General features: G+C 36.4%; 27 protein-coding genes and 1 tRNA gene. 7 read left to right on the forward strand and 21 right to left on the reverse strand.

From position 1 onward, the window contains the following. Positions 1 to 47 precede the first annotated feature (47 nt). The gene (locus tag DNK85_RS03495) at positions 48 to 938 is read right to left on the reverse strand and encodes a branched-chain amino acid transaminase (protein WP_119328293.1); all 891 of its coding nucleotides are present in this window, start codon (positions 936 to 938) and stop codon (positions 48 to 50) included. A 379-nt stretch (positions 939 to 1317) separates the two neighbouring features. On the opposite strand from DNK85_RS03495, the gene DNK85_RS03500 reads away from it, so the two are divergent. From DNK85_RS03500 to DNK85_RS03525, 6 genes are all read left to right on the forward strand, one after another. Next, positions 1318 to 1758: a CBS domain-containing protein gene (locus tag DNK85_RS03500; RefSeq protein WP_119328195.1), complete on the forward strand. Its 441-nt coding sequence runs from the start codon at positions 1318 to 1320 to the stop codon at positions 1756 to 1758. A 98-nt stretch (positions 1759 to 1856) separates the two neighbouring features. Then, on the forward strand, positions 1857 to 2330 hold the full coding sequence (locus DNK85_RS03505) for a GAF domain-containing protein (RefSeq protein WP_119328196.1): 474 nt from the start codon (positions 1857 to 1859) through the stop codon (positions 2328 to 2330). Between the two features lie 165 nt (positions 2331 to 2495). Beyond that, positions 2496 to 2867 carry an EamA family transporter gene (locus DNK85_RS03510; protein WP_119328197.1) on the forward strand — a complete coding sequence of 124 codons (372 nt, stop codon included), beginning with the start codon at positions 2496 to 2498 and terminating at the stop codon, positions 2865 to 2867. A gap of 32 nt (positions 2868 to 2899) precedes the next feature. After that, positions 2900 to 4054 carry a DegT/DnrJ/EryC1/StrS family aminotransferase gene (locus DNK85_RS03515; RefSeq protein WP_119328198.1) on the forward strand — a complete coding sequence of 385 codons (1155 nt, stop codon included), beginning with the start codon at positions 2900 to 2902 and terminating at the stop codon, positions 4052 to 4054. Positions 4055 to 4063: 9 nt separating this feature from the next. Then, positions 4064 to 5044 carry a glycosyltransferase gene (locus DNK85_RS03520; protein WP_235842369.1) on the forward strand — a complete coding sequence of 327 codons (981 nt, stop codon included), beginning with the start codon at positions 4064 to 4066 and terminating at the stop codon, positions 5042 to 5044. Positions 5045 to 5057: 13 nt separating this feature from the next. Continuing rightward, positions 5058 to 6074, forward strand: coding sequence for a bifunctional UDP-4-keto-pentose/UDP-xylose synthase (locus DNK85_RS03525; RefSeq protein WP_119328199.1), 1017 nt, complete (start codon positions 5058 to 5060; stop codon positions 6072 to 6074). Between the two features lie 50 nt (positions 6075 to 6124). Here the strand turns inward: DNK85_RS03525 and DNK85_RS03530 are convergent, their stop codons facing one another. Beyond that, positions 6125 to 6589 (reverse strand): hypothetical protein, encoded by a 465-nt coding sequence (locus tag DNK85_RS03530; protein ID WP_162896506.1) that lies wholly within the window; start codon positions 6587 to 6589, stop codon positions 6125 to 6127. Positions 6590 to 6811: 222 nt separating this feature from the next. On the opposite strand from DNK85_RS03530, the gene DNK85_RS03535 reads away from it, so the two are divergent. After that, positions 6812 to 6888: transfer RNA gene (locus DNK85_RS03535), tRNA-Arg, on the forward strand. A 14-nt stretch (positions 6889 to 6902) separates the two neighbouring features. Here the strand turns inward: DNK85_RS03535 and DNK85_RS03540 are convergent. From DNK85_RS03540 to rpoD, 19 genes are all read right to left on the reverse strand, one after another. Next, positions 6903 to 7643: a prepilin peptidase gene (locus tag DNK85_RS03540; RefSeq protein WP_119328201.1), complete on the reverse strand. Its 741-nt coding sequence runs from the start codon at positions 7641 to 7643 to the stop codon at positions 6903 to 6905. A 19-nt stretch (positions 7644 to 7662) separates the two neighbouring features. Beyond that, positions 7663 to 8706: a type II secretion system F family protein gene (locus DNK85_RS03545; RefSeq protein ID WP_119328202.1), complete on the reverse strand. Its 1044-nt coding sequence runs from the start codon at positions 8704 to 8706 to the stop codon at positions 7663 to 7665. Positions 8707 to 8711: 5 nt separating this feature from the next. Next, positions 8712 to 10244, reverse strand: coding sequence for a GspE/PulE family protein (locus DNK85_RS03550; RefSeq protein ID WP_119328203.1), 1533 nt, complete (start codon positions 10242 to 10244; stop codon positions 8712 to 8714). A gap of 10 nt (positions 10245 to 10254) precedes the next feature. After that, the gene (locus tag DNK85_RS03555) at positions 10255 to 10890 is read right to left on the reverse strand and encodes a hypothetical protein (protein ID WP_119328204.1); all 636 of its coding nucleotides are present in this window, start codon (positions 10888 to 10890) and stop codon (positions 10255 to 10257) included. A 48-nt stretch (positions 10891 to 10938) separates the two neighbouring features. Beyond that, a complete protein-coding gene (locus DNK85_RS03560; protein WP_119328205.1) occupies positions 10939 to 12162 on the reverse strand; it encodes a hypothetical protein in 1224 nt (407 codons plus the stop codon). 8 nt (positions 12163 to 12170) lie between these two features. Next, positions 12171 to 13673, reverse strand: a complete 1503-nt coding sequence (locus DNK85_RS03565; RefSeq protein WP_119328206.1) for a hypothetical protein — start codon at positions 13671 to 13673, stop codon at positions 12171 to 12173. A 15-nt stretch (positions 13674 to 13688) separates the two neighbouring features. Continuing rightward, positions 13689 to 14195: a hypothetical protein gene (locus tag DNK85_RS03570; RefSeq protein ID WP_119328207.1), complete on the reverse strand. Its 507-nt coding sequence runs from the start codon at positions 14193 to 14195 to the stop codon at positions 13689 to 13691. Beyond that, positions 14192 to 14878, reverse strand: a complete 687-nt coding sequence (locus tag DNK85_RS03575; protein WP_119328208.1) for a type II secretion system protein — start codon at positions 14876 to 14878, stop codon at positions 14192 to 14194. The genes DNK85_RS03570 and DNK85_RS03575 overlap by 4 nt, the downstream gene beginning before the upstream one ends. Then, positions 14875 to 15324, reverse strand: coding sequence for a hypothetical protein (locus tag DNK85_RS03580; protein ID WP_119328209.1), 450 nt, complete (start codon positions 15322 to 15324; stop codon positions 14875 to 14877). Before DNK85_RS03580 ends, DNK85_RS03575 begins: the two co-directional genes overlap by 4 nt. A gap of 71 nt (positions 15325 to 15395) precedes the next feature. After that, entirely contained in the window at positions 15396 to 15926 is a 531-nt protein-coding gene (locus DNK85_RS03585; RefSeq protein ID WP_119328210.1) for a type II secretion system protein, read from the reverse strand. 109 nt (positions 15927 to 16035) lie between these two features. After that, positions 16036 to 16587, reverse strand: a complete 552-nt coding sequence (locus DNK85_RS03590) for a type II secretion system protein (RefSeq protein ID WP_162896507.1) — start codon at positions 16585 to 16587, stop codon at positions 16036 to 16038. Positions 16588 to 16628: 41 nt separating this feature from the next. After that, positions 16629 to 17102, reverse strand: coding sequence for a type II secretion system protein (locus tag DNK85_RS03595; protein WP_119328212.1), 474 nt, complete (start codon positions 17100 to 17102; stop codon positions 16629 to 16631). A gap of 65 nt (positions 17103 to 17167) precedes the next feature. Beyond that, a complete protein-coding gene (locus DNK85_RS03600; RefSeq protein WP_119328213.1) occupies positions 17168 to 17782 on the reverse strand; it encodes a type II secretion system protein in 615 nt (204 codons plus the stop codon). Positions 17783 to 18174: 392 nt separating this feature from the next. Further along, positions 18175 to 19053: a helix-turn-helix transcriptional regulator gene (locus DNK85_RS03605; RefSeq protein ID WP_119328214.1), complete on the reverse strand. Its 879-nt coding sequence runs from the start codon at positions 19051 to 19053 to the stop codon at positions 18175 to 18177. A gap of 74 nt (positions 19054 to 19127) precedes the next feature. After that, positions 19128 to 19886, reverse strand: coding sequence for a helix-turn-helix transcriptional regulator (locus DNK85_RS03610; protein WP_119328215.1), 759 nt, complete (start codon positions 19884 to 19886; stop codon positions 19128 to 19130). A gap of 413 nt (positions 19887 to 20299) precedes the next feature. After that, positions 20300 to 20743, reverse strand: a complete 444-nt coding sequence (locus tag DNK85_RS03615; protein WP_119328216.1) for a regulatory protein RecX — start codon at positions 20741 to 20743, stop codon at positions 20300 to 20302. After that, positions 20727 to 21758 carry a recombinase RecA gene (recA, locus tag DNK85_RS03620; protein ID WP_119328217.1) on the reverse strand — a complete coding sequence of 344 codons (1032 nt, stop codon included), beginning with the start codon at positions 21756 to 21758 and terminating at the stop codon, positions 20727 to 20729. Before recA ends, DNK85_RS03615 begins: the two co-directional genes overlap by 17 nt. 88 nt (positions 21759 to 21846) lie before the next feature. After that, entirely contained in the window at positions 21847 to 22236 is a 390-nt protein-coding gene (locus DNK85_RS03625) for a DUF1425 domain-containing protein (protein WP_119328218.1), read from the reverse strand. A gap of 58 nt (positions 22237 to 22294) precedes the next feature. Further along, on the reverse strand, positions 22295 to 24208 hold the full coding sequence (gene rpoD, locus DNK85_RS03630; RefSeq protein ID WP_119328219.1) for an RNA polymerase sigma factor RpoD: 1914 nt from the start codon (positions 24206 to 24208) through the stop codon (positions 22295 to 22297). Positions 24209 to 24334: the final 126 nt, after the last annotated feature.

Raw genomic sequence — 24334 nt, forward strand, 5'->3', positions numbered from 1 at the left:
CAATCTCCTTCCTCAAATAAAATAATGTTTTGGCATGTGCAATCATGCTACACATAAGTCAAGACATTGCTTTCTTTAATACCTTGCGTTATTTCACTATAACACTGCTGAATATATTTCGTAACACTACCAATTTCTCCGTGACCTCCAATTTTCTTGTCATCAATACTACGAATTGGAGTGATCTCAGCAGCCGAACCACAAAAAAATGCTTCATCTCCATTGATCATATCCTCAACTTTGAAATATTTCTCGTGAACTTTATAGCCTTTAGCTTTAGCAAATTCAATAATCATGTACCGCGTAATACCATCCAAAATCGTACCCAATGGTGTTGTAAAGAGCTCATTATTTTTAACATAGAAAATATTTTGCGCAGCTCCTTCAGCAACATTACCATCAACATCTAACAGCAGCGCTTCATGATAGTGTGTACCACGCGTCTGCATACTAGCAAGTATACTATTGACATAATGCCCTGCTATCTTGGCATTACATATCGTTGATTGCGGGTGAATACGAATATATTTGCTGACCATCACATCAACACTCTCAGCGCCTAAATAGCGCCCCATCGGCAAACACCAGACAATCACATCAACTGGGTGATTAGGTTTTGGTAACACACCAACGTTTTGACTATTACCATAAAAAGCCAATGGTCTGATATAGCAAGATTCCAATTGATTTTTTCTGACGCTATCAATCACTGCTTGACACATTTCGTCAATACTGTAAGGCGGCTTCATTCCCAAAGCACGCATTGAGTATTCAAAACGTTGCATATGCTCTTTTAACTTTAAAATTGCGGTACCCTTCGCTGTTTTATATGCACGAATCCCTTCAAACACTGATGAACCATAGTGTAGCGCATGCGTCATCACACTGACGACGGCTTTGTCTCTTTCAATAAATTGGCCATTTTGCCAAATATACATCTGCGCACTCACTTATGTTATCCTCCAAAAAATGATTCGTGATTGACTTAATCTGATTAAATGTTGTCGTAATAAAATACAACAGTAAAATATAAAGGGGAAATTAAATACCTGCCTACCAGCGAGGCAGTCGTAGAGATAGTTCAATGGAAAAAGAAATCGGCGGCATTATGTGTTTCTTAACTGTTTTTAACATCATAAGCCTCCTTAAGTTTTTTCAACAACAATAGACACAAGCTATCATCATCACCCACGAAGCGCAACAATAAAAAAGCATTTTTTTCATCACTCATATAATTTGCTCTTTACAATTATCTCTTAATCGTTAGGCTATACTCTAAGAGCACGATGTTCGACACTAAACGATAAGGAGCAACTCATGCATAGCAAACTCAAAGAAATAGTCAACAGGGAAAAACGCGTTTTTAGCATTAGCGCCAATAGTAGTTTATTTGAAGCAGCACAAAAGATGGCTGAGCATAAAGTCGGCTCATTACTGGTCATCGATAATGATAAGTTTCACGGAATTATCACTGAACGTGACTTTCTATTTAAGGTTTCTGCACGCAATCAAGATCTGAAAAAACATATTGTCGCAGACATTATGAGTGAACATATTATATCAATGAATCACAACCAAACCGCACAAGAAGCCTTGCAACTGATGACTGAAAAGCGTATTCGCCACTTGCCAATCTATGATGACAACAATACTTTTCTAGGATTATTATCCATTGGTGATTTAACCAAATGGGCAAGCTCACGCTATCATCAAAAGCATGATGAGGTCGAGAGTTTAGTGAATTACATTCAGCAGTAACTGGGATTAATTTCAAGAAAAGCTATAACATACTCGATGGAGTGTGTAATATATGCCTCATCTTTTATAGTAGTTAGTAAACCAACGGTTACTTGTTAATGTCACGAATATATTCACCAGAGAAAAAACAAAAAGCTTATGAAGAAGCACTAAGTAGCATTAAATTAATGATTGAAGGAGAAACAGATCTGATTGCTATTATGTCTACGATCTGTTGCGAGCTAAAGCAAGCGTTTTGTTATTTTGACTGGGTGGGCTTTTATCGTAATGTTGGCAATGAGATGCTGAAAGTAGGACCTTATCAGGGTAGACATGGCTGTCTAAGTATTGCCTTTGATCGCGGTGTTTGTGGCAAAACAGCTAGAACAAGACAAACGCAAATTGTGGAGAATGTTAATTTATTGCCTTACCATATTGCATGTTCAAATAGTACAATATCAGAAATTGTTGTGCCCTGGGTTATTAATAATGCGCTTATTGCCGTATTGGATCTTGACTCAGATGACAGCAGTGCTTTTGATAAAACTGACCAATACTATTTGCAGAAAATGTTATCAGAAATTAAGAGATAATCCGCTTACGATGCGTTTTTATGTTTCTTAATGCGATGTGTTTGTCTTTAACCCCCAAAATCATTACAATGCTAGGCTATTGAATATGGTTTGAGCTTAAATTTTTATTTATACCCATCGTAAATCATTTTGCGGTGGGTATAAGCCATAAGAGGATAATAAAAAATGACCATTGTTGTATGGACCTTGCTACTGTTTGGTGTGCTTTTGAATGCTTCAGCACAACTATTTTTAAAGTTTGGCATGGATCGTATTGGTGAATTTAGTTTCACAGTTGCTAATATCTGGCCTATTGGCTGGAAGGTTGCAACGAATTATTTTGTGATTTTAGGACTTATGTGTTACGTCATTAGCGTTGTGGTGTGGTTAATGGTGTTATCGCGTGTTCCGGTTGGATTAGCCTATCCGATGGTGTCTATTGGTTATATTGTAACGGCAATTGCCGGCTATTTTTTATTAGGTGAAACCCTTACTGCAACACGTATTGCAGGTATTTTTGTGATCATTTTAGGGGTTTATTTAGTTGCAAAACCATAAACCAATATCAATTAATAAATAGAGATAAATAAATGAGAGATACATTTTTGCCTTTTGCCAAACCAAGTATTTCAGAAGAAGCGATCGCTGATGTTGTCGATAGCTTGCGCTCTGGCTGGTTAACAACAGGACCAAAGCTTAAGAAATTTGAAAGCATGCTACAAGCCTACCATAACGCACCACATGCATTATGTTTAAACTCAGCAACTGCTGGATTGCATTTAGCCTTATTGGCACTTGGTTTAAAACCAGAAGACGAAGTAATCACCACACCGATGACCTTTGCCGCCACCTTAAATGTGATTGAAATCGTTGGCGCCAAAGTGAAACTCGTCGATGTTGAACGCGATACTTACAATATCGATGTCACAAAAATTGAAGCAGCAATCACACCTAACACAAAGGTGATTATGCCCGTGCATTTTGCTGGGTTACCTGTAGATTTGGATCCCATTTATGTATTAGCCAAAAAATATAATCTCACCGTAATTGAAGATGCAGCGCATTCGATTGGTGCTGAGTATAAAGGCAAAAAATTAGGCACGTTTGGCGATATCCAAGTCTTTAGTTTTCACCCGAATAAGAACATGACTACTGGTGAAGGTGGCTGTGTTGTCACACGCGATGACGAAATTGCTAAGCACATCTCCTTAACGCGTTTTCATGGGATGGATCGTGAAGCATGGAATCGCTTTGGCAAAGAAGGTAGTGCGCATTACCAGATCGTTTATCCTGGCTTTAAATACAACATGATGGATCTGCAAGCAGCACTTGGTGTACACCAGCTACCTGCTTTAGATAATTTTATTAAGAAACGTACGCAATTGGCAAAGCGCTATTATGAAAAGCTAGCAAACTTTGATGCCCTTATTTTGCCAAAAACACCAAACTTTGAACATAAACATGCCTGGCATTTATTTGCACCAACCTTAAATCCAAAAGTTGTCAACATCACACGTGATGAATTGATGAGTCAGTTAAAACAACACAACATCGGTTGCAGTGTGCATTATGAAGCAGCGCATTTGTACCCCTATTACGCCAATAAATATGGCTTTAAAAAGGGTGACTTCCCCAATGCTGAGGAGATTGGTGCCAATGTGATTAGTTTGCCACTTTTTCCAGATATGACCTTTGCTGAGCAAGACGATGTGCTTGATGCACTCAATAAAATCTTAAGAGCTTAAGGAGCTAATATGACTAAGCCTTATTTAAGTGTGGTGATTCCAATATACAACGAAGAAGAAGTGTTACCTACCCTTTTTGCACGCCTTTTCCCAGCACTAGATGCGATTAACAAGCCCTATGAAGTCATCTTTACCAATGATGGTAGTAAGGATAAATCCATTGAGCTATTACGTGAGATGCATGACAAGCGCCCAAGTGAAGTTAAGGTGATTAACTTTAATCGCAACTTTGGTCAGCATATGGCAATTATGGCAGGCTTTGAACATGTTGATGGCGATGTGATAGTTACCATGGATGCTGATTTACAAAACTATCCGGAAGATATCCCACTATTATTAGAAAAGGTTGAGCAAGGACATGATGTGGTTGGTGGTTATCGCATGGATCGCCAAGATAAAAAATGGCGTCTATTTGTCTCCAAACTACATAACTCATTGCGCTTGAAATTAACCGGTATTGATATGGTTGATGAAGGTTGTATGCTCCGAGCCTATACCCGCGAAGTCATTGATCGCGTTGTTGCCACCGGTGAAAATTCAACCTTTTTGCCCGCACTAGCACATAGCTTCTCGTCAAACCCCACTGATGTCGGTGTACGCCATGCTGCGCGTGAACAAGGCACTTCAAGCTATAACCTGTATAAGTTAATCCGTTATAATTTTGACTTCTTTGCCAACTTCTCAAAGGCACCGCTTGAGTTCTTTACGATGACTGGCTTAATCGTGTCATTTTTAAGTATCCTGTTATTTATTTATCTCATTGTCAAACGCTTTGCCTTTGGTCCTGATGCTGATGGCGTATTTACGCTTTTTGCAATCATGTATTTCCTCATTGGCATGCTTCTAATGGGACTTGGTATCGTTGGCGAATATATCGGACGGATTTATGAAGAAGTGCGTAAACGCCCGCGCTTTATTATTAAAGACTATATAACAACGACTGAATCAAAAGATAAGTCACCCACTGAGAATACAAAAGAAAGTGAATAAAAAAGGTAATAATATGTCCGTTAAATTACTAGTTTTAGGCGTCAATGGCTTTATTGGCAGCAGTATGGTTGAGAAAATCTTGAATGAAACTGATTGGGAAATCTATGGCATCGATCTTTCCGATCATAAGATTACGGAGTTCTTAGATCATCCACGTTTACATTTTGTCAAAGATAATGTGCTTGAGAATATGGCATGGGTTGAAGAGCATATTCAAAAATGTGACGTTATCTTCCCACTAGTTGCCGTGGCAAACCCAGCACTTTATGTTTCCGATCCACTGTTTGTTTACAAACTGGATTATGAATCAAATATCGATATTGTAAAGCTGTGTGTTAAGCATAAAAAACACCTTATTTTCCCATCGACGTCAGAAGTCTACGGCATGAGTAAAGACATTCCGTTTAATGAAGAAACGAGTGCTTTAGTAACAGGACCGATCAATAAACCGCGTTGGATTTACTCTTGTTCTAAGCAGCTTCTTGATCGTGTCATTCACGCCTATGGTATACAAGAAGGGCTTAATTATACTTTATTTAGACCATTTAACTGGATTGGTCCAAAGCAAGATGAAATTAAATCTTCTAAAAAAGGAAGTGCTCGCGTATTAGCACAATTTGTCTCAAACATTATCGATGGTAAAGATTTACAATTGGTTGATGGCGGTACACAACGCCGCTGCTTTACTTATATTGATGATGGCATTGATGCTTTAATTGAAATCGTTAAAAAACGTGATAACGAAGCACATCGCCGTATTTTTAATATTGGCAATCCAAATAATGAATATTCAATTAAAGAACTGGCTGAGCTAACCGTTGAGGCAATGAAGCGTTATCCAGAATACCAAGCGCGTGCCGAGAATACTAAAATTATCACAACAACGGCTGGTGATTATTACGGTGAAGGTTATCAAGATATCGATCGCCGTGTACCCTCAATTGAGAACGCTAAGACACACCTTAATTGGACGCCAAAAGTCTCAATGCAAGAAGCATTAAGAAAAACATTTGACTACCACTTATTGTAAAATGGTTTCTGATTTAAATTGTAACCCACTCACCAGAAACCATATTTCTACTAGTCGTGATTAGGAACACCTATAAATTTACCTTTGCATTCCTTGGTCGCCCACACTACATTAGTAATCCCATTATCTGAAAGATTTTGCTGATATTCCCATAAAGGTGATTCCCAAACTGTCTTTCCTTTGTCATTGACAGTCCAAAGCTTGGCGTTTACCGTATTAAACCCTAAACCATGTTTGTGTGTCGTTGTATAAGATAGGTATTGAATATAGACGCCATTTTCAGCTTTAACACCTTTCTTGATCTGTGAAATCGTCGTGCGCAAAGTATTTGGTGTATGCGTTAAACAAAAGTTCAAAGATACAGGGTGTTTAACATCCTGACGCGGCTGAATGGCATAAAAAGTTGGCGTCCAGACCGTTTCATTATGACCCGTGGTTATTGCTGGTGTTGCAATAGCGCTATTTACTATCATCTGACCAGCGATAAGTGATAAAAGCATTCTTTTCTTAGACATTATCTGTTCTCAATTGATTTAATGGATGCTTAATCTATCTCTAAATTCAAACTATGTAAATAGATAACACAAGACAAATACACGTTGCTGCAAAATCTGCGGGAAATTCGTATTAACTCTTGGGGATCAAACACACTGAGGCATTCTTTGTGAATTTCAAGCATATGTTACTGGATTTTAACGTAGATTTTTGCTAACTTCACAGCCCTGTAATATTAATCTGCACCCGTAGCTCAGCTGGATAGAGCGTTGGCCTCCGGAGCCAAAGGTCGGACGTTCAAATCGTCTCGGGTGCGCCATAACTCTGTCGTCTTTATTGATAACTCATCATCGGTATAATTTGTAGACCAACCCACGCACCAATAACAAGAAAAGGGCCAAAGCCTATGCTATTAGATCGCTTGTTAAGTGGGGAAAATAAGAAATAAATATAAGTCACAAAAAGAAGTAACCCGGCAATAAATAAAGTTAATCCAATGATTTTCCAACCGAACCATGCCCCAATTGCTGCAATTAGTTTTGCATCTCCAAGACCAAGTCCATCTTTTTTCGCCACTAGGCGATAAAATATATTAATAAGGTATATTATTGTGTAGCCAAATATTGCGCCGACCACTGCATCCTCAATATTGGCAAAGACATGGTTTAGATTGAGTAAAAGTCCTATCCATAATAAAGTGATACTCATCGAATCAAAAATATATTTGTGATCTAGATCGATCCAAGCAATGCTTAATGTATAGATTGCAAAGATAGTTAGAAATATTAATGTTGAGTTATCATGATAGTTTGTTGCACTTACACATGTAAAAACTTCCATAAAGAGCAAGCTAAGGTAAATACGTTTTCTGTTTAATTTACTTAAAACATTAAGCTTAAATTTATAACTTACTTTAACCGGATCTTTGATATGTAAGCTGGGGCGATAATTTTTAACAACATGAAAAGACTGCTCAAGCCATGACAGTTGCACAAACCGAGGATATCTGCTGCTGAAGTAGATAATTGCAACAGAAATAAATACATTCAAAATAAGAAGTATGGATAACATCATTTATATTTTCTCTCATTTTTTAACTGGACAATGAAGTAGCTGTGGTATACATCGTATACATCGAAAAAGCGATATTAAAAGCCCCTAACCCCAACAGTAAATACCCAAAATATTTTGAGCATATTGCAATTTTTTTAACAGAATGTTCGAAAATATTGCTACCGATTTTTGGTAGTTGGATAATAAGTGTATTAGTTTCAAAAGCAATAGATAGAATTTGAATATAATAGGACTGAACCATCCCAGTATTTAACACTGCTCCAAAATTAGTTATCCCTCTTGCTAGCTGCTTTTTTGCTAACTCACAATGTGCACGAATATACCCCTTATTTGTCGATGAAATGTAGTCAAGAGCTTGTCCGAGCATCACACCGCTTGACAGGAAAACACCTAAATTCTGTAACCAATAGGCTCCTTGAAATTTTGAGTACAAGTGCAAAATGGGAAGTTTATCCAAATATTGACGCAATCTCCCGGTATAGTTAGGAAGCAACAATCTTAATAGAACAAATAGTACAATCATAATGACGATGAAAACTGGAAGGTAATGCGTATAAAAATAAGCAATATTGATGAAATAATGTGTTGCTTGAGGTGGCTCTTTTCCCTGGAATGAGTTAAGCAATTTATCAATAATTGTCTTGTAGTAGACAAATAATACACTAGAGGCAATAAAAACAATGCTTGGATATAAAAGAGAAGACAATGCTGGAATAATGGATTGTTTTTTACGCTTTAAGAGTGCTAATGCATTTTCAAAACCCGTGGTTAACTGACCTGTTCTTTCTCCAATTTCAATTAAATATACAATATTTTTACTAAAAAAAACCTGAAAGCATCCTGATATAGATAAACCATGTTTCAGTGATTCTGCAATTTTCTTATTAAGCTTCGCAACAATACCTTTTTTGAACACAGAAGGCATGAGTTCTTCAAATATTTGCTTTAATGACATACCATAGCTCATCATTTCAATGACCATCTCTAGGTATTCAATTTGTTTCTTACTTGTAAACTCAAGCTTAATAAGTAACTGTTGAAATTTGTTCGTCTGGTTCATCATATCACTTAAATTATTTCGTTATAGTTAATACCACTATTTTGTCTCTCAAATGGTGTGAACTGACCTAAAATCATTTCAGCATCTATTAGATCCACTGAGCCTTGTCTGATCAGTTGAATGGCTTGGTCAACATGTGATTTAAAGTGGCAGGATTGTAGATAAGATTTCCACCCTAAGTAGTCTCTTTTTAAAATATATTGGCGACTATTATTATCAAGCCAGATAATCTCAGCAATCACCCGTCGACCAAGATAACCTGTGTTATCGCAGCTTGCACATTCAAAAACATGATTTTCAGCACGTGAGCGATGCATTTTCGTGTTATCAAAGAAATGCTGATCATCTGCAAGAAAATAGCTTTCCCAACGCCTTATATCGTCTGGAGTTAAGATACACTCAGATATTGGAACACAACAATGTGGACAAAGCTCCTTGATCAACATCTGAAAAGCCAATAAAACCAAGAAACTTTCATCTGCTAATTGTGCGGATGTCAACCCCAAGTCAGAAAGTCTTTGCGCAATATTAATTGCACTATTACTGTGCACAGTAGACAATACCAGGTGTCCAGTCATTGCCGCTCGAGATGCCATTATAGCTGTTTCATTGTCTCTAATTTCTCCAATACAAATACAATCAGGATCTAAACGTAACGTTTGTCTGGTCATATTAGCAAAACCTCTAGTATCAAGCTCTGTGTTAACAGGGATTTGTGTGGCATTGGATATGATCTTTTCAACAGGGTCTTCAATAACATAGAGTTTTTTGTGCGTGGGCAAAGTGCTTAAAAGTGCTGCTAACGTTGTTGTTTTCCCACTTCCCGTTGGTCCTGCGATAATGATAGTTCCACTTGGTTTTTTTATAGCCGTTTGCAGTAACTTAATTTGCTGAGGATTATACCCACAACTGGACAAATTCAGTTGTGTTTGTGTATCAGTGTTAAGAATTCGAAGGACAACATCAAAACTTGGGAATGGATGCGCCGGTACACTAGCAAGTCTTATTCTTACTTTCATTCCTGATGTAAGCTGCAACGTCATCGAGGCATCTTGTGGAATATGCCCATTGAAATGTTGATTCGTGTGATCAGTTTCTTTGTTGAATGCAACAAAGCAGATTTTACGCGCAAAATCTGTATCCCAGGTATCGTAAAGGACTAATTCTCCCAACTCCCGAAACTTTACTTCACACTCTTGTAAACGAACCTCGATATGTATATCACTAACACTTCTACGAACTGCATCCTCAATACAATGTCGTAGTTTAAGCTGTATATCGGACAAACTCTTGACAAAATTCGGATCAATTTGGTTTAAGGAAGCTTTAATTTGGCTATTCGATACAACAACAGCCTGATTAAATTTTATTCCTTTGCTTTTCATTAAAACTTTGCAGTTTTGTAAATTTGAGGCATTTTTTGTAGGTACTAATACGTTACCATTTTCTAGCACTGCAATTGGACTATTTTTTTGAGATTGACACCACTTAAGCATTTTCAAGTTTATTTGGTTATTTGTCGGCAAATCAAGTCGTTGCATAATATTCCTCTCAAATTGCTAAAGTTATTTTTTTGTTTTGCGATGTTATTAAAGTTACAAGATGTTCAGAAATGCTGTTTACTGTGTATAGAGTACCGTTATTTGTAAGATGAAACTTATCTCCTGTGGAAACTTGCAAAGTTTTTCCTTGACCAGATAAAATAGCTTGCCACCCACCATTAAATTTAAACACAGCACCAACTACAATTTTTTGTGTATCATTAAGTGAGTCTTCCAATGCTTTAGTCTGTATTTGTGCTTTCAAAAGCTCGTTTTTAAGATTTTGCTTAAAAATTTGATCTTGAACACTCAAATATTCATCTGCTATTTTTGAGTGCTTTGGCTGCTTTTTAGCTTTTTGAGGAGCTACCGAAGAAGTAACTTTATTTTCTACATGATGTGCCTCTAAATTTTGATGTGTAGGAATGCTTTGAATATGAGAAGGATGAGGATGTACAGTATGTAAACCCATACGATTATTAGGCGCTAGATACGTCTTATTATTTGAGGAATTGCAGTAATAAATAAGACCAATAACTATTACAAGAATAATAACTATGCTAATAATGATTTGCTTTTTATTAAATCGACGTGATGATTTTGGATCATCTTGAATATTATTTTGCTCTTTATTATGATCGATCATGGTTATGCCTTACTTGTATTTATTGTTAACAAAATTCAATATATCCCATCAAATACCATACACCACTAAGTCCATATCTAGGTTAACTAAAAGGTTGTCAGGTTTTATTTCTAGGGTTTTAATAGCTATAGGATAGAGCGCTAAGTCACTAACAATATCTTGACGAATAAAATCAGTAGATACATCATGACAACTAATTTGGACTTCTTGAGATTGGTAATAATTAAAATTATTAAACTTACCAAGTTTTTCATTACAATTTAAATACTGATGAATATTAGACATCAGTTGGCTTAAACTATGGATAAGTTTCATAATATCTACTTTATGATTAGCATTTATAAGCAAGTGCTCTTGCAATGTAATAGCACTATTTGAAAGGTATTTAAGTACCATATTGTGATCAGTAGCAAACTTATCAATATTCGCATCTGGCACCATATTCGATATATCAAGTGTCATCGTGCTGCTATTATTTGAAAATGTGATCTTTTCCATTTTTGAGCCATTTACACTCAGAAATGTAGAAAGCTTGTATAAGCGTGTAATACTAGCAAACGTTTGAACTATATCACTACTAGATAAAGCCTGTTTTAAACCAGAATAATGATCAACAGGTGGCGGAGGTGGCGGAACAAACTGCTTTTGAGGAGACGGGCTGTAACTGCAATAGATAATTAATAATATGATAATAATGCATATAATACTAAGTATAATCGGATGGCTCATAATCCAAAATTTAGCCAATGCTGTTTTGTGACTTTTCAGCATTAATTTTTTACTGGGTACAAGGCTCTTAATTATAGAATTTTCAAGACAGCTCCAGATTACCTTTTGTGTTAATTGAGATTTGAAATAAAATGCTTTTAGATCAAATCCAAAATATTTCACTTCTGTTTGCGCTTCTTGATCCAAGTCCTCAAGAATAACTTTTAACTCCTCTGCCGTGACTATATCATCCAACACAACATGAAAGTTATCTATCGTTACCACAATGTAACGATCTTCATCAGTCAGTTTTTCGATATAAACTAAGAAACGGGGATTTCCTAAATAACTTGCAATACTCTCTGCAAGCAATATGCCTTTATCTTGAGAAAAACACACAGCAATTGTATCAATGTCCTTAGTCCCAATATATATGTATTGCCCGAATTCTTCGGTCGCAGAGCAAACTTGTTTATAGAGTTTCTTTTTAGGATACTCTGTGCGATACAAGCCATAGATATAATCTATAGTTTTGCCATTGCTACTTGTTATAGTTAGTTTCATTTTCACACCTAGTTAATGATATGAGGGGAAATTAAAAGTACAGTTTCTTCGCGGTTACTTAATGCTGAGTTACCTCCTAAGGCAAGTGAGTTAAAATGTTTTACTGTATTTGTCTGGCGATTAGTACTATCAAATCCTGAAATAACCAATGTCTGTCCGTCAAGTAATAGTGATTTTTGATTAAAGCTTTTCACGGATACATTAGGCAACTGGACACTACTGTCATTGGTGCCACTTCCAGTCTCAACTTGCTTTAAACTGTCAAGTGATGAAAGAGAAACTGAAATTTGCAAATATACCTTTCCATTATCAATTTTGGGCAATACAAATAGCTTTAATCCAGTAGTTACTTCACCAGGGTTGATCGATGATTCTGTACCACTACTATGATCGGCTGGGAAAATAGTAACGGATTGAGATTTCACATAGCTTGTTTTCTCTACCTGCTGTATTTCTGAAACTTCATTATTTAGCGTTGTAATCAGCGGTTTATTAACAACAGAGACCTCACCTTGAGTACTCAATTGGTCAATAATGAAACTGCTTCCAGATAGAAACCCTTTGTTGATTTTACCAACAAGTGTTTGACCAACTGATGCAAGCATGGATGTTGACATATTCGTAAACAAGTCAGCGCCATAATTAAGCGAAATTGCTTTTGTAATGATATTCCAATTAATACCAGATGAATATTTGTTATATAACCTTACCGTTATAATCTGTACTTTGATACTGACTTCTCGACTCATATTTTTGTTAATGCTATTGATCCAATGCTCAACTTGTTTAATATGTCGCCAAGTATCAGTTACCGTTACTGATGAGGTGGCTTGAGATACTTTAAATTTACCGTTAGGTGATAACAAATCAGGAACCGACTCAGCAATATCTTTCCAAATACTTGTTGAACCTTGCTGTGTTGCTGTGTTTTTTGAGCCATTGCTACTGGAGCCAGATCCTGAACTAACATTACCGCCACTATCACCATCACTACCCAAAGAAAAATCATTATTGCCCGGTAAGTTGTCGATTTGGAAGCGACGCGTAATATATTTTTGCCACAAAATGCTCTTTTTGTTAATACTATAGTGGTAGTTAGTTTTTACTTCCAGGTATTTGAGTGCATCGTCGATTGAACCAGAAAAATCAATATTCAACGGCGTATCCAAAGAGATATCCCTTGTAAAAACCACCTGAAGTGGAATATGCGCATTTAAGATATTTGCAATTTCTCGAAATGTCAGCTGCCCTCGAATTTTGATTTTTTGCTGCATCCAGACTGGCAACATGGGAATAGTTTGCAGATCAGTATATGCCTTTGAAACAACTTCTACATTCGATTGAGTACTTGGAGAGTATTCTTTCTTTGCTAAATGCATTGCCTGCAGATTGTTATTAATATGATGATTTTGAGCATCTATAATGGCTTGACCACATCCAGTTGTTCCAAGTAATGCTAATAAGGATAACGAACCCAATAAACTATTAGCTACATTTATAAACTTAATCATAATGGTTCTCCTTAATTATCCATTGCTTTGTTCAAGGGTAAGTTCAACAACATGATTCTTCTTATAAATGATTGCTCTGATCGGGTAACCTGATAGTAGTGAACTTAAAGTTTCCGTCAGTCCTTTTTCTTGAATGTTATAGCTATATGGTATTTTGTAGTCTATTTTTTGTTTTAACCATACAAGATGCCAACCGTAGACTTTCTCTACAAGTTTTTTGCAGGCTAAGTACAAACTTCCTTCATTTACATGATATAGTCCTAAGCTACTTGAAGCATGCGCATCAGTGGCTGTTGACGAAGGAAGGTCAAGATCAGAGGCATCGTTTGATTTATTTACTGTGTCAGCAGATAAATCATCAGGTTCAACACCCTCATTTTTAATATAATTTTCATATTGCTTTTGTAATGATGCTTCAAGCATTTTCTGAGCATATTGATCGGTTATTTCCCTCATATCAGCAGCAAAAACCACTGAAGGTATCATAATGAAAAGAATAAGTATTTGTTTTAGTAAGTTCATGCTGCATCCCCATTGGTATTAGTAGCGCAATACACATAAGCCAGTGCTTGATAGGTGCTAGCTTCACCAGTTGCATTAATATGCCATGTGTTCCCAGAATCTTGTGTTTGAAACTGCTCTTCAGACGTCACAGGTAAAATTAGAATGTGTGCCGTTGTATCGCTTTTACAATCAGGCTTCTTTATATCGAAACTATTCGGGTCAGTACTATCAATAACGCGAATGTGCGTCATCCCTTGATCTTTCGTAAAACTCACTCTACTTGTTACTTTAACATATCCTTTATTAGTGCAGTCTGAGCTAATATTCGCTGCAGGAAGCATTGTGATAATTTTAGCAGCTAAGCCCATAGATGAAAAACAAGAAGAGATCTCTATATATTGTTTGTCAAGGTTAGCTTGCAGTGTATATGCATCTCCAAAGATATTGTTAGCAAGATTAGGGGGTAAGAACCCTTGATGAATTATTGAAGAGATGTCATTAGGCCATTGACTCGTTTGTTGCTGATAAGCAAAGGTAGCAGCAAAAATTTCTTTGATATCCATTGCAGTTTTATTGGCTTCTTGTAATTGCGATATTCGATTGTAATAATGACTAGCAACAACAATCATCATCGCAATAATGACTAATGCCAGCATCGTCTCAAATAAAGCAAATCCTTGTCTGTAACCTCTATGATTCATTCGTTACCCACCGCAAAGTTTAAATATGGTTGTTGCGTTTGATCAAATTGAACAAGTGGAAATATCCAGACAAGTGTATATATCCCCTGTGTTTGACATTTGCTTGGATATAAATAATTGATAATTTCAGATTTACTATATGCTGCCAAATCATTGCTTTGATAGATAATTTGAACACCAACATATTTGTGTTGAGTTTTGATAATGCTCAGATGATATTGAGACAAGTCGCTTTTGCTTACCAGTAAATGTTCTAATCTAAGCTTTTCAACAGAAAGCGCATTCATAGCATTAGCATCTGTGTTATGTTTTCTATAAAAAGCAATAGCAGCACTTTCAATACTTTGTACATTGGTCTGTATTTGATATAACTGCTGTATATGAGTTGTTTTTTTTATTGATTCTTGGATAAGCATAAATCCACCACTTGTTAATAAAAGTAACATGCAGATACTAAGAAGGCTATACCCTAAGTTATTTTTCCTCTCGATGAATCGGCAGTTCTTAATTATCATAATCAGGCTATAATCTGAGAATTTTTTTCAACAATATGCTGTGCATTAGATCTCTGCATAATATCTAAATTGACAATACTGCCAACACACGTAGGTATAACATTGTTATTGTGCGTTAACCATAGTCGGCGTATACGCTGGCAAGAAGAATTACTCTTAGTATCGAAGCTTAACCGAAATGCAGAATCACCAAGTGGATCGATATGGTAAGCCGTATTAAAAGATGAGATCGGTAAAGCATAATCAACATTGGTGTAACCTAGATTGTATAAATCACCGAGACTACCAGCTATTGTCGTGCTGCCTTCAAGCATATACTCATACTCAGCTGCTGTTATTGTTTGCACTTGATTGGCACTTTGGCTGATATCATAGCTTAACTTAGTACTATAATAGGCATATAGGATAGTCACTACAGCAACACCTATAACAGTAATGGTTAACCCAAGCTCAATCAAGGTATAACCGTATTGTTGTTGTTTTGTTAACTTCTTCTTTGACAACCGATGAAGTATACGCTGTAGTGTATCCATATGAACTCCGGTTAATAATAAATTGACTGGTTATATATAAAATCTTAAGCAATATACCACCCGCAAAACATTTGTGAGCGGTAGATCCCTTTTTAAGGGACCTCGATCATCAAGATGAGCTACTAGTTTGAGAATTTGGATTGTAAAGGATATGTATCACATGGCCAGGATTTGATGTATCAGTCTTAGCACCAGCTTTGCTACTTGCATCTTGTGTGTTATCGCAATAGGCTTTTGTGCCAGAGTTTGAATTATTCCACTCCTGAACAAGTCGTGCGCAGTTTTTATCTTGAGATACATCCACATTCACATAAAAATCAGTGTTCTTAGAGGTTGAGTTCACACTAAAAGCTGAACCATATGGACTACTACCAGGTTGTGAAAAGTCATAGTCTGTATAGCCTTTTGTATACAAGTCTCCAACGTCATCTGGGGTTCCTGTCTGTTGTTCCAGTAGATATTCATTTTCAGCTGCACCAATCATTTGAATTTGCTCATTGACCTGCTGCAAATTGTATGCGCGTTGCACAGAGCCATAAGCATATAAAAGTGCAGCAATAGCAACAGCAATGACAGAAAACACAAGCCCTAACTCAATCATGGATAAACCCTTTTGTGACTTCTTATTGACTTGATGTAATTTATATAATTTCATTCTCATTATTATTCTCTCCTAATATTTAAACTATAAGTTCTGTAGAATTAGCTCTTACTTTTAGGGTTATACGTAACTTCGACAGTCGTATTATCACAAGACGCTGTTGTCATGGCAGATGCGTGAGACCACTCATTTACCATGCGCGAGCAGATTCCTGCATCATGAACATCCAGAGAAACAGTAAATTGGCGCTCCGCAGACGTTGCAGGTGATGTAACTGTATATTTACCACCAAAAGGCGTGTTATGTTTGGTAAAGTCCTGATCGATATAACCTTCTTTATACAAGTCGTCTAACTTGACATCTGCAGTTTGTGTCTTACCATCATACATATAAGCTTCTTCCGCTGTTGCAATTAGCTGCATTTCAGTATTTGTCTGCTGTATTTCATACGCCTTTTTGACGGAGCTATAGGCATAGAGTATGCCAGCAATTGCTACTGCAATAACGGTAAATACTAAACCTAGCTCGACCATTGAAAGCCCTTTTTGCTTTTTATGGTTTGACTGTTTTATCATTTGATTTATCCTTCTCATTAATACACCTCTTTTTTTGCGTTGTGTTGATAAATAATTACAATTGATTAACTCGATGGTTGGATTATCTGACCCGCTTGGCAGTTACCATCTGGTAGCGGTTTATTACTGTTAAATTGAATACATAAATTATAATGGCCTCGAGCATAATGACAGTGTGACATCGCTAAAAACAACAGACCATTTGCCTTTAGCATGCCGCGAACACGTTCACAAATTCTCTTTGTTGGAAAATAGTCTTGAATTCTAAAGAGCAGATTATTCCCTGGATCAATTACAAAACCTTTACCACTACCTTTACCACTATCCTCTGCACCAGTGATAATTTCAATATCCTCACCAAACGGATTATAAGCAAGATCGTTATCCCACGTTTTATCATCTTTAGCTAGCTTAAATGGTTTGGTCGTGGAGTATTTTTGTTCATATAATGTCTCCAGACCAACAGGCTGCTCTTGGTAGCTTTGCTCAGCTAGATATTGATTTTCAGCTGCTGCTATCTCTTGGATTTGCTTGACCATTTCTTGTTCTTTATCTGCATTCATCACACTAGTGTAAGCATATAATATGCCAGCAATTGCGACTGCAAGAACAACAAAAACAAGGCTAAGCTCAACCATTGATAGACCTTTTTGTTTTCTTAAAATATGATTGTCTTTCATTATTTCTCCCATTTACCCGCCTATTGCTTTATTGTTAAAAAATCATCATTTACATTTCATTTATGTTGTACTGTTTAACCTGATTTGATGATATAGCGTTTAAACTTATTAAGCAGTGAACGACCTTGAAAATAGTGGTGGAATAAGCAGAACACATCATCATTTAATATGAATAAATACTGTAGAAATATGAAAGCACCGATTCGTTTAATACATCCAACACGCATTGGATCCAGTCCTTTGCTAAAGGCTGCTTAATGTGATAAAGATAAAACTAATACCCCACCGCAAATGATTTACGATAAATGTATTTATGATCATTAACAGTGATGTAATTATAAAAAACAATGGAGAAATCGTAGTTGAAGCACTTACTTATTGTTACTTATTATTTAAATATTCGTTAGATTCTCACGGGTTGTGGAATAAGCAAAAGTTTCATGCAAAAAAGGGACACTCAAATGCGCAATTTTGTAAAGTGACTGCAAGGAATAAAGTCCAAGTTTCGTTTTAATAGAGTCACAATAATAATAGATTGTACGTTTAGAGGTTTTCATTTTCTCAGCTGTTTGCGCAATATCACAGTCTTGACCAAGCAAAGCTAAGCACATTTGCTCTTTGTCTGTGAGCGTATCCAAACCATTTTGAACTAATCCTATTTTAAGAAGAAACTGACTAATATGCGTCAGATCAAGATGAAAAAGACTATCCGTCATTCCGTGACTAAACCATTTTGATAACCCAATCGCTTTTAAATCAATAAGCGCTCCTTTATCCTTATGCAGTAATTCTGCATTTTCAAACTCAATCTGTCGGGCAAGCCGCATAATTTTTTGCCCAAACTGCTCTGATATAATAATTTCAATTGGCGAATTAAAAACATAGCTAATATATGAGGAGTTAGTAAATTTAATAATGCAATACACCATATGGTTAAAATTTCCAATTTCACGGATTAATTTTAAGCTCTCAGGTTTATTAATATAGATTGTACTATCCAGATAAATACCTGGATAGATATAGGATGGATGTTTGATAATTTCTGAAAGCTTATGGATATCATGCGTAATATATCGCACGTAATCACTTTCATCAGTGTCTGAAATCATTGAAAACATACCTGTTTCCTCTACGTATATCCTCCAGAATTTGTTAAAGCCAAACTTATCAATCCAGTTATGATATTTTTTGTTCATAATATCATAACAATTTTTTGAGTATTTCAAAAATTCACTCATATTACTTGGTAGTGTTACATTAGCTTGATTCACAGTATTATCCTTATATTGCTTGATATCTAAATTTAAGAACCCTATATATTTAGACTTTTCTAGAGCCTTTCACATTACACAAGCATGTGCTCTCTAAGGTATGACTTAAGATCACTGCCTTTGCCTATGCTAAAACGCGACTTCAGACGATTTATGTAATTGTAAATACTCCGCTCAGTGATGTTTAAGTTTTGAGCAATTTCTTTATAACTCCAATTCTGCATAAATTCAAAAATAAAATCTTTTTCTTTCGGATCCAAACTAATATGAGAAATAAGATTCTTTTCTAACTTTTGATGCCTATCTACCGCTGAGATAATCTTCTTTTTCTTGTATACGTTAAGTCCAAGAATATGCAATATGTCAATGAATTCTTGTTTGTATATTGAAGAATAGTTACTTTCGATGTTTTGAATATAACATTGTAATACTTGGTAGAGGTTCTCATAAGCAATAAACTTCGATGAGCTCCCGAAAAAGTAAATATCTAACATGTCATCATATTTTCTAAACCATACAGCAGAGCTTAAACAATTAAATAACTCGTTATGCACTTGATATAAATCACTGTCATATAGTTGTTTTAAAGGACATAGATAGTTCCCATCTTCAATATATAGTGGGTTAATAAATGCATGAAACTCATTAAATAACTTTCGTTCAAAAAACATTTGTTGGGCAGAAATGTCTTCAGTCAGCAAAAATATTTTCTGATCGCTATTGAAGCGCATCAAGTAAAAACTATCGATTTCAAGTAGTTTCAAAGGTTGCATTATTTGTTGAATAGAGCTGAAATTTTTTATTGAGTATTCTACTAATGGTTGTATATCCATGAACTCTCTCCCCTATATAATTTCTTAATGCCACTTAATGATTATATGTATATATTTAAATTTTTGTAACTCATTAGAATTATATTCTCATATTTTTACATTGTAATTTCATGTTTCTACATAGAATAGCTATAAACAACGTCTATATAGATCTAGTCTCTAATAGGTAGATATTAATCGATTATAGTTATTAATTTATAGCCATTCTAATAAACAAGCATATCTCTCTAATCCATATGTAAAAAGAATTATCACGGATATACTGGATCGGTTGTATACTCGAATGACGATATGCATTCTGTGGAAATTTAGATGTAGCATTTAAAACAATTCCAATCAATTATATTAAAATACCTTATAGGTAAATTTGCTTATTATTGATATTGAACTTAAATCATAAAATTCTGGAAAAATTAAGAAGATACAACTTCAAACGCGATACTTACATTATGTCCTTGACGTTGCAGATATTGCAAACGCTTTTGCTTTTCTTTTGGATCTTGCACTTGATCATTATATTTCTTTTGATAGCATAATTGTGCTTGCTCAGACCAGTCAATATCAAGTGCATCAATCACCTTCTCAAAAGTCGTTATATCTATACCTTTTTCATAAACAAGCTTCTGTTTAATACGCATCAATCCGTAATGCTTATGTAAAGCGCTTTTAACCATAAGCTCTGCATAGCGCTCGTCCGATTGCCAACCATTAGCAACAAACTCTTGCAATACGGTTTCGATTTCATGCAATGGGATATGGTTTCGCTGAATAAGTTTTTGCTTTAATTGCGCATAGGAATATTCTTGTTTAGATAACAAGTAGAAAAGATAATCGCGTTCGCTATTGTTCTTTGGCATCACTTGCTACTGATTTTTCCTTGGCCGTATTCGGTAATAGCGTTGTCATCAAGGCTTTGTGTAAATTTTCTTTGACTTGTGGATTTTCTTTTAAATATACGCGTACATTATCCTTACCTTGTCCAATTCTGTCACCATTGTAGCTATACCATGCACCAGCCTTATCGACTAAATTGTATTTCACACCCAGATCAATTAACTCACCTTCAAGAGAAGTTCCTTCACCATAGAGAATATCAAACTCTGCCTGTTTAAATGGTGGCGAAACTTTATTCTTAACCACTTTTACCTTAGTTTCATTACCTAAGATTTCCTCACCTTTTTTAATCGGGCTACCACGACGAATCTCTAAACGAACGGACGCGTAAAACTTCAGAGCATTACCGCCTGTGGTTGTTTCAGGGTTCCCAAACATCACCCCGATTTTCATCCGAATCTGGTTAATAAACACAACCAACGTATTAGAACGCTTGATATTTGCTGTTAATTTACGCAAAGCTTGCGACATTAAACGCGCTTGTAAACCCATGTGTGAATCACCCATCTCACCTTCAATCTCAGCCTTTGGCGTCAATGCCGCAACTGAGTCAACAACAACAATGTCAACCCCACCTGAGCGCACCAACATATCGGTAATTTCAAGCGCTTGCTCACCCGTATCTGGCTGTGACACGATTAAGTTTTTAAGATCCACTCCTAAGGCTTCGGCATATACTGGATCCAGTGCATGCTCAGCATCGATAAATGCCGCTGTTCCACCATTTTTCTGACATTGGGCAATCGCTTGCAATGTCAGCGTGGTTTTACCTGAAGATTCCGCACCATAGATTTCAACAACACGTCCCTTTGGCAAACCACCAACACCTAAAGCGATATCTAGACCAATTGATCCTGTCGAGATCACTTCTATATCTTTAACTAAATCCGTATCACCCATACGCATAATAGAGCCTTTGCCAAACTGTCTTTCAATTTGTGATAGTGCCGAATTTAACGCTTGTTCTTTATTACTCATAAAACATCCTCGAATAGATAATTTTTAAGATTTGAAATATGGGAATTAAATGTAACATTTATGCGTAATGAACAAAAGGGATAATACTCTAGACGCGACAAAAAGAAATATTATAGCTTGTGGCATCTGGCGTTGGTGCACTAAAGGTAATCATCTTTTGCAAATCACCATATACTTCTACCGGTGTCCATGGTTGGGCCTGCCCAACATTAAATCCATTTTTATCTAACCATTGCACCTGATATTGAAATTTTTGGGTTGCTGATTTTTTATTTTGCACCAATACTTTCCCTTGAAGAGTATCTCCTGCTGATGTTCTTACTGTCGGCTGCATGGCTTTTAACTGCCCAAAGCCTGAACCAAAGCTCTTAGCAGATGTCGCGTTCGCTGGAATGGTAATACAGCGACTGGCACATCCTACTAACCCCAAAGACAATAAGGTGGCAACACTTACATATTTAAGCTTAATTATATCCATTTTTATAACTCCTTTGATACGTAAATAAATAGTAATAGATAAAATTTAAAAGACAAACTTATGATGATTCAGACAAAAAACTCTTTAACGTCTCTGAACGCGACGGATGTCTTAATTTACGCAAGGCTTTTGCTTCAATCTGGCGAATACGCTCCCGCGTTACATCAAACTGCTTGCCAACCTCCTCTAACGTATGATCGGTATTCATATCAATACCAAAACGCATGCGCAATACCTTTGCTTCACGTTCAGTTAATGTGCTTAGAATATCTTTGGTAACCTCGCGCAAACTCTCGCTTGTTGCACTATCAACCGGCGAATCAGACACTGCATCCTCAATAAAATCACCCAAATTAGAATCTTCATCATCACCAATCGGTGTTTCCATCGAAATTGGCTCTTTGGCAATTTTCATGATTCTACGAATTTTATCTTCCGACATATCAATATGCTGGCTTAGCTCCTCTGGAGTCGCCTCTTTACCTGTTTCTTGTAAGATTTGACGCGAAAGACGATTAAGCTTATTAATCGTCTCAATCATATGCACCGGAATTCGAATCGTCCGTGCTTGATCGGCAATTGAACGGGTAATTGCCTGACGAATCCACCAGGTTGCATAGGTTGAAAACTTATAACCACGACGATATTCAAATTTATCAACTGCTTTCATCAAACCAATATTACCTTCCTGAATCAAATCCAAGAACTGTAAGCCACGGTTAGTATATTTCTTAGCAATTGAAATAACCAAACGTAAATTCGCCTCAATCATCTCTTTTTTAGCACGTCGTGCTTTTGCTTCACCGACGGAAATACGCTTACTTGCTTCACGCAAATCATAAATTGACATGTCTGCGCGATCTTCAATTAATCCAAGCTTAACTTGAATGGTTTTGGCATCTTCAAGAACATTAATAAGATCTGGATATTGATCAATACAACTATCTAGCCAATTTGTATCAGTTTCACGCCCTTGAAAATTCGATACAAAATAAGACTTTGGCATCTTCCCTTTTTCCACACATAAACGCATAATTTTACGATCATGTCCGCGAATTTCAGTGACTAAACCACGAATTGAGTTAATCATGCGATTTAATTGTGCACTGGTATAGCGCATGCTTAAAAATAGTGCAGATACTTCACTAGCTGCATTAACATACGCTTTGCTACCAACTTCTTGATCTAATAAATAATTAAATCTAGCTTCAATCTCGGCAAACTTCTGTGCTGCCACTTCAGGGTCTGGACCAGTATCTTCCGCAGTATCAACCGTGCCACTACCTGACTCTTCTTCGTCGTCATCAGAGCGCGCTTCTTCTGCTTGATTTTCCTCTAAAGTATCTTCAGGATTATCAAGCATTGAGCCCACATCGGTACCTGAAGCGTCAATTTCATCGCCTTCGTTGAAGCCTGAAATTAAATCAGAAAATTTAATAAACTTATATAATGGCGTTTCTTCTCTTTCTTCGTCTTCAAGCTGCATATACTCTTCACGTGCAGCATCTGTTAAGTCCTGATAGCGACCTAATAATGATTTAATCACATAAGGGTATTCGGACAAGGCATTAAGTACTTCTTTCGTACCTTGTTCAATTCTTTTAGCAATTTCGATCTCGCCTGAGCGTGTTAATAAATCAACTGCACCCATTTCACGCATGTACATTCTTACTGGATCAGTCGTGCGTCCAAAATCACCATCGGAAGACAGCGCTTGTACTGCATCATCATCTGAGGTGCTTTCTGATTCAGCTTCAAGTAATAACAGGTCTTCAGCATCAGGAGCAGATTCAAACACCTTAACCCCGACATCATTGATCATTTGGATCACTTCCTCGATACGCTCAGGATCCGTAATCTCATCTGGCAGATAATCATTCACATCAGCATAGGTTAAATACCCTTGCTCACGTCCCAACGCCAGTAATTCTTTGATTCTTGAGAGCTGTTGTTCTTTTATTTGATCTGACATTAAAATCTCACTTCTAAGTTTCTTAACTACTTATTTTACACCGCATAAAGCACATGCACAAAAACACAAAATGTCCACGATTTATTTGCGTCGCTTATTGCACTCCGCACATTTACCCCTTTAGCG

Origin of the sequence: Cysteiniphilum halobium (assembly GCF_003574425.1) — a bacterium.
Classification (GTDB): domain Bacteria; phylum Pseudomonadota; class Gammaproteobacteria; order Francisellales; family Francisellaceae; genus Caedibacter; species Caedibacter halobius.